This window comes from Nostoc sp., assembly GCF_054880495.1.
This window is the reverse complement of record NZ_JBTYKD010000259.1, coordinates 1-5,652: the sequence shown is the minus strand read 5'-3', so window position 1 is coordinate 5,652 and position 5,652 is coordinate 1. Positions and strand designations below refer to the sequence as shown.

Here is a 5,652-nt window from a genome sequence, read left to right as displayed (position 1 = left end):
ATCTGCTAGAGATTTGAAAGGTTTACTATTATATAAGAAATGCTTGCTAGAGTCTGGAGTGCATCAATTGTGGGCATCGATGCCGTCAAAGTAGGCGTAGAAGTCGATGTGTCAGGGGGATTACCGGGAATTGTTGTCTTAGGACTGCCAGATTCAGCGATTCAAGAATCAAGGGAAAGAGTCAAAGCAACGTTGAAGAATGCCGGTTTTGCCTTTCCCATGCGAAAAATTGTGATCAATTTAACTCCGGCAGATTTACGCAAAGAAGGCCCCTGTTTCGATTTACCTATTAGTGTAGGAATTTTGGCGGCTTCTGAGCAAGTTAGCGCTGATTTGTTGGGAGATTATCTATTTTTGGGCGAAGTCTCTCTAGATGGCAGTTTGCGTCCGGTGGCTGGTGTCTTGCCGATCGCAGCAGCAGCCCAAAAGATGGGAATTGCAGCTTTAGTTATCCCTGCTGATAATGCCCAAGAAGCCGCAGTGGTTGAAGGCTTGGCTGTTTACGGCTGCAAACATTTGTCTGATGTCGTGGATTTTTTAAATAATCCGAGGCATTACAAACCTGTGCAGATGGATGTCACAAAGGAGATAGCAACATTATCCTACCCTGGTGCAGATTTGCATGATGTCAAAGGACAGGCTCATGCGCGTCGGGCTTTGGAAATTGCTGCTGCTGGTGGGCATAATTTAATTTTTGTTGGGCCGCCGGGTAGTGGTAAAACCATGTTAGCACGCCGTTTACCAGGAATTTTGCCGCCCCTGAGTTTTGCCGAATCTTTAGAAGTGACTCGCATCCATTCGGTGGCTGGTTTATTGAAAAATCGTGGTTCGTTGCTACGCGATCGCCCTTTTCGCAGTCCCCACCACTCGGCATCCGGGCCTTCTCTTGTGGGTGGAGGTAGTTTCCCTCGTCCTGGGGAAATATCATTATCTCACAGAGGGGTACTTTTTTTGGATGAACTTACAGAATTTAAACGAGATGTGCTGGAATTTCTACGTCAACCTTTGGAAGATGGCTACGTGACAATTTCCCGCACCAAACTATCAGTAACGTTTCCCGCACAGTTTACTTTGGTGGCGAGTACCAATCCCTGTCCATGTGGTTACTATGGCGATACCATCCAACAATGTACTTGTTCTCCCCGCCAACGTGAGCAATATTGGGCAAAACTTTCTGGGCCGTTGATGGATCGGATTGATTTACAAGTTGCGGTGAATCGCTTAAAACCAGAAGAAATTACCCAACAGCCTACCGGAGAAGCATCAACATCAGTACGGGAACGGGTGCAACAAGCAAGCGATCGCGCAATTACCCGTTTTCAAGAAGAACCAAATCTGCGTTGCAATGCCCATATGCAAAGTCGTCATCTCCAAAAATGGTGCAAGTTAGATGATCCTAGTCGCAATTTATTAGAAGTAGCAATTAGAAAATTAGGTTTATCAGCAAGAGCAAGCGATCGCATTCTCAAAGTAGCACGAACTATTGCAGATTTAGCAGGAGACGATGAGCTAAAAACCAATCATGTAGCGGAAGCGATTCAGTATCGCACAATCGATAGAATGCAGTAATAAGGTAACGCACCATGCAGATTTTAGTAAGCTAGCGGTAGCGTAGCGCACTAACTCCAAACACCTGTACAGACGCGATTCATCGCGTCTCTCCAAACACCTGTACAGACGCGATTCATCGCGTCTCTCCAAACACCTGTACAGACGCGATTCATCGCGTCTCTCCAAACTCTTGCACAGACGCGATTCATCGCGTCTCTCCAAACTCTTGCACAGACGCGATTCATCGCGTCTCTCCAAACTCTTGCACAGACGCGATTCATCGCGTCTCTCCAAACTCTTGTACAGACGCGATTCATCGCGTCTCTCCAAACTACTTATTCACCACTTGCAGACGCTGAGTTATCATCGTCATCCCATTACCCCGCAGAATGACAGCAGAAATCCATTGGCTACCAGGGATAGATGGTGCTTGTCCAACTTTAAATAGTCCGCCAGATGTCAGTAATTCCAAATCCACGGGTGTGGGGTTGAGAAATTTATCTGGTTGGATAGATTCCTCTAGCGCCGATCCTAGTAGAAAATCATCACCAAGTGGCTCTTTGACGATCGCATCAAAATTATACTTCTGACCGATTTTTACCTGCTGCGGTAATTTAATCTCAATTTGGGGTGGCTTGCTGCCAGAGGTAAGTAGGGTGCGTTCTGACAAAATATCTTGGCGGACGATTTTCCCGCCTGCAATGCGCTGACGCGATTTAATCGTGGCATCAAAAGTCAAATTATTAGCCCTACCGGAGGGTAAGCCAGTAATCTTCGTTTCCGTTTCGGCAATAATCCCATTGCCTTCAGGTTTTGAAGATAGCAGTTTCGTACTGTATTGCAATTTGGGATATCGTTGCCAAAGTGAAATCAAAGACTTTTCCATAGTTTGAAGGTTTAATCCATCCCCATCAGTGAAATTGGGGCTGTAGAATTGTAACACCCCTTTGACATCGCCCCGGCTGGCGGCGGCATCAACTTGTGTCAATAGGTTTTTCAGTTCGGCTGGTGCATTTTGGGCTGTAGTGGCTTGGACTAATTGCTGTGGCGTCGTCGCTTGAATGCGTTGCCAACCACTTGTTAAACCAAGTGTCAGCAGGAAGGAAACCAACCCGATACTTGCTGGAAATCTAAGTTGGCGTTTCACTAAGGCGGTAATAATGTTAGTCATTGGTAAGAATTTACTGATTTGATTAGAGAAAGTAAGGAAATTGTTTTATCTTAGTTAAGCTAGGCGCTAAACGATAAAGGTTTAATGGCAAACGCACCGATACGATTATTAATCGCTGCCAGTGGGACTGGTGGACATTTGTTTCCAGCGATCGCACTGGCAGAGAAACTCCCAGATTATCAAATAGAATGGCTGGGAGTACCCAATCGGTTAGAAACTCAACTTGTCCCCAAACAGTATCCCTTGAATATTATTGCAGTTGAGGGGTTTCAGCAAGGGTTTGGACTATCCTCGATTCGCGTCTTGGGTAAACTCGCCCTTTCGATTCTGGAAGTCAGACGAATTCTCAAACAGGGAAATTTTCAAGGGGTGTTTACCACAGGGGGTTACATTGCCGGGCCTGCCGTCATTGCGGCACGTTCCCTCGGCTTACCTGTGGTTTTCCACGAATCTAACGCAATACCTGGTAAAGTAACTCGCTTTTTTGGCCCTTGGTGTAATGCCATCGCCTTGGGATTTGAAGTAGCTACTAAATATTTACCCCGTGCTACAAATGTCTACGTTGGCACTCCTGTGCGATCGCAATTTCTTAATGGGGCAATTAATGCACCACTAGATTTAGCTATTCCTGATGGTGTTCCCTTAATTGTTGTTTTTGGCGGTAGCCAAGGTGCCGTTGCGGTTAATAAATTGGTGCGCGAATCTGCCCAGGCTTGGTTTGATGCTGGTATATATGTAGTACATTTGACTGGCGATCGCGATCCAGAAGCAGATAGTCTCAAACATCCACAGTACATAGCCTTACCTTTTTACAACAATATGGCGGCCTTGTTGAAACGCGCAACTCTTGCTATTAGTCGTTCTGGCGCAGGTAGCTTGACAGAATTGGCAGTCTGTGGAACACCAGCGATTTTGATTCCTTACCCTTTTGCCGCAGAAGACCATCAATCTTATAATGCAGATGTATTTACTTCATCGGGTGCGGCGTTAACGTTGAAGCAATCGGAGTTGACGACACAAGGATTGCAAAGTATTGTGTTGAATTTGTTGCAGTCACCGCCAGAGTTAGCAAAGATGGCAGAAAAAGCTCATGCGATCGCAGTTCCCGATAGTGCCGAAAAGTTGGCGCAATTAGTGCGTGAGGTGATCGAAACTTAAACAATTCAAAATTCACGCATTGAAGATAGTAAGAGAAAATAGGAATTTCTTCTCCAGGTTATGAATATCTTATTTCACCAGAAATTTCGCTTCACAGTAGGTTGTGCTGGTTTATTACTTGTAACTTTAGTTAGTAGCCATCTAGATACTAAGTCAAAAACTAAACAGCTAGCTCAACAAGATCAGTCTTTAACTCAGCAAGAAAATTTTGCCCCACTTAAATCAGAGATTTCCCTTGTATCAACATTTCAAAATACTTTTGTTGCTCAACAAACATCTGATCAGATTATCGGGAAGCAAAACGCTTTTTCATCTCGGCATAATTTCCTAGCAGCATCAGCACCCTATCCAGTTGTCGATGAGTTCAAAAAATATAAATTTAGCATTAATGGCAGCCAGATTGTTACTCCAGTCAAGCTGCCAAGTAGTAAGGTTAACTTCAATCAAGGAGATTTATTAACCGTTCTTGTCAATACTAGAAAATATTTTCAAGACTACGCTTCAGAAGACCCATATATTCTGCGTACAGGAATACTTGCCACTCAAGGAGTTACTCTGCCAGATGTTCTGAAAACTTTGGATTTTATGATTGCTGTCTTAAAGGAGGATGTTGCTAATAATCGAGCGACTCGTTTACAAGACCCTAAATTTATCAATCGCAATTTTCGAGTTATTAAATGGTCTGCCTACAACCAAAATAATAAACAGCAAAAACAATTACGAATTACCAAATACGCTGTCTTTACTCACTCCGGTTCTCGCAAGAAAACCTCTACTTTTAATATACCAATTTATAGCTTAAAAGAAAACTCTAATAACGATAAGTTCTACACTCGATACACAAAGCAAGATGTTTTGTCGGGTATTTATGAACCAGGTGGGAGAGAATCTGGAAAAGTTACAACTCTCGCTTATCTAACCAGGAATGGCTTAGAAGAAGCAATTATGGAAGGAACAATACTGATTAATTTTACGGATGGTTATCAGGCATTTTTTAATGTCGATAGAAATAATGGAATGTCTTATATTCGCGGATTGAAAGCAACAGCCCAAAAGCGTTATTGGTATTTTCGAGAAGTTGATGCTATTAAAGGCTATGGATACAAAATAGATGCAAAAATTTCGATCAAACCCGGAGTCACTTTTGCTGGAGATGTTTTGAATATCGGTTTAGGTAAAGTGATTGTGATTGAGCATACTCAAGGTGGTCGTAAACATCTGCAAATGGGAGTCATCGCCGATACAGGCGGAGCATTTTTACCTAATCTTTATCAACTCGATTTTTTGGCAGGTATTTTTAAGAATAAAAAAGAATTCGGGCAGCAAATCACACAATTGCCAGACTATGCTACAGCATATTTTTTAGTAAAAAAGTAATGCCTTAATTTAATATAGATGTCAAATATCTAGCCACGGCTCAACATTCTATGTATTTGGAACACCCGCAAATACTAGACCTCTTACATAAATCAAAAAGAAGAACCCCACCTTGCCAAAGCTACGCTTTATCGTAAATAAAAGGGTTTAAGACCCCAACCATTACACGTAGCGCGGAACAGGAGTCACTCCGCCTCCAATCAGTTTCAGTCAGGTTTAAATCCCCCGAAGTTGCCTCCTCCACCCCCGCAAGGCACTTCTCTTCTCTGCCAGACGCTACGCGAACGTCTGAAAATGTCTTTACAGCTATTTTCAGGTAAATAGACCACGCGGTAGGGGCACAGCAATGCTGTGCCCCTACGACAGATGTGGTTCAAATACATGATTTCTGCTGT

6 protein-coding genes are annotated in these 5,652 nt (G+C 43.4%); 3 read left to right on the top strand and 3 right to left on the bottom strand.

Annotation, left to right across the window (positions count from 1 at the left end; genetic code table 11):
- Positions 1–39: 39 nt before the first annotated feature.
- Complete coding sequence (locus tag ACYTXL_RS23890) at positions 40–1,569, top strand: YifB family Mg chelatase-like AAA ATPase (protein WP_461926901.1); 1,530 nt, start codon at positions 40–42, stop codon at positions 1,567–1,569.
- 50 nt (positions 1,570–1,619) lie between these two features.
- Here ACYTXL_RS23890 and ACYTXL_RS23885 read toward each other — a convergent pair whose 3' ends face one another.
- Together ACYTXL_RS23885 and ACYTXL_RS23880 are read right to left on the bottom strand one after the other, a co-directional pair.
- Positions 1,620–1,868: a hypothetical protein gene (locus ACYTXL_RS23885; protein ID WP_461926900.1), complete on the bottom strand. Its 249-nt coding sequence runs from the start codon at positions 1,866–1,868 to the stop codon at positions 1,620–1,622.
- Positions 1,869–1,882: 14 nt separating this feature from the next.
- A complete protein-coding gene (locus ACYTXL_RS23880; RefSeq protein WP_461926899.1) occupies positions 1,883–2,722 on the bottom strand; it encodes a nuclear transport factor 2 family protein in 840 nt (279 codons plus the stop codon).
- Between the two features lie 84 nt (positions 2,723–2,806).
- On the opposite strand from ACYTXL_RS23880, the gene murG reads away from it, so the two are divergent.
- Both murG and ACYTXL_RS23870 read left to right on the top strand, forming a co-directional pair.
- Positions 2,807–3,880 (top strand): undecaprenyldiphospho-muramoylpentapeptide beta-N-acetylglucosaminyltransferase, encoded by a 1,074-nt coding sequence (gene murG, locus ACYTXL_RS23875; RefSeq protein WP_461926898.1) that lies wholly within the window; start codon positions 2,807–2,809, stop codon positions 3,878–3,880.
- 60 nt (positions 3,881–3,940) lie between these two features.
- Positions 3,941–5,257 carry a hypothetical protein gene (locus ACYTXL_RS23870; protein ID WP_461926897.1) on the top strand — a complete coding sequence of 439 codons (1,317 nt, stop codon included), beginning with the start codon at positions 3,941–3,943 and terminating at the stop codon, positions 5,255–5,257.
- Positions 5,258–5,463: 206 nt separating this feature from the next.
- Here the strand turns inward: ACYTXL_RS23870 and ACYTXL_RS23865 are convergent.
- Positions 5,464–5,652 (bottom strand): hypothetical protein (locus ACYTXL_RS23865; RefSeq protein WP_461926896.1); only part of this gene is annotated, 189 nt, incomplete at its 5' end.